A 1,190-nucleotide genomic window follows, 5' to 3' on the forward strand; every position below is an offset into this window, starting at 1 on the left:
CCCAGTATTATTACTACTAATACTATCCATAAAGGGTGTCTTTTTCCTTTATCTTTCCGAAAGTCCTTGACTTGTTTCAGTTTTTCTATTAAGCTCAACATATATTTGAAAAGTTGCCGGTCACTCCTCATTTTACCTGACTGTGATCGCTTTTACTTTTGATATTCTGATGGGAGAATGAAACAGCCCTACCCCAAAGGTTACTCTTTGTTGGGTTTCCTTGGGTCAACCCAACTACAATAATTGCTGCTCTATTGATCGCCCATTTTCAGACCAAAACTCGAAGTATAAGCAGATTAAATATTACTACCTATTGACAAATGATTATATATGTTGTAAGACAGGGTGATATACAGAAAGTTGACCCATATCGTTACTCTGGAGAGTGTTATGCAGAAAGTTGACCTATAATATATAGTTAGCGACCGACAGCGCTACGCACCTTCAGGGTGAAAGAAACTGAAGGAAATCCAATAGGATATAGAATAACGCGATCAAAGATAAAATGAGACTGTTCGGACAGTTAAGACCGAGGCGAGCTTGGTGCTTCATAGCCCGATAGTTAGCGTGGTTCCAGCGATGAATGGTTTAGGCATTGGTGGCTCTGAAAAGAGACCCCGTTTAGAAGACTAGCGAATATCAGAGCATCGTTGGGTCTGAACTTGATCCCATAAAGTTGAGGAACGACAGACCTAATGAAGAGAAAAGTTAATACTAAAGGTAGTCCTACTTGTAGCTCATCAAAAGCCGTAAAAGTGCCAAGATTAGATAAGCTTTTACGCATTTAAGTTACATTGACAGCATTACCCTTATTTTTAAGTTTTCTACTCCATTTAATAATCAATCTCCCTTCATTTAAAAGCTGATTGACTACTTTTTCCAGTTCTTCTTTATTTTCAAATTCTCGATTAGCTATGTACTCTTTAGCGGAATGCCACACTAATTCTATTAGGTTGTAATCTGGACTATAAGCTGGTAAAAACTCTAGCCTAATATTGGGCAACTCTTTTTCCACCTGCTCAATAACATCTTTCTTTTTGTGATAACTAGCATTGTCTAATATAATGATAATCTTCGGACCCTTTTCTCGAAAATCTTCGGGCAGATTTCCCAAGTTTATCCATTCTTGACGAATCTCTTCATGAAGTTTCTTTAATTGTTCATGGAAAGTTTCTGAATTTCCTTTTTTG

General features: G+C 37.3%; 1 protein-coding gene. It reads right to left on the reverse strand.

Translation table 11 applies throughout. From position 1 onward, the window contains the following. Positions 1 to 784 precede the first annotated feature (784 nt). On the reverse strand, positions 785 to 1,190 hold a 406-nt coding region (locus tag O9295_RS13860; protein WP_288033381.1), incomplete at its 5' end, for an IS630 family transposase.

It is taken from the genome of Microcystis sp. LE18-22.4A, from assembly GCF_027531105.1.
GTDB lineage: Bacteria > Cyanobacteriota > Cyanobacteriia > Cyanobacteriales > Microcystaceae > Microcystis > Microcystis aeruginosa.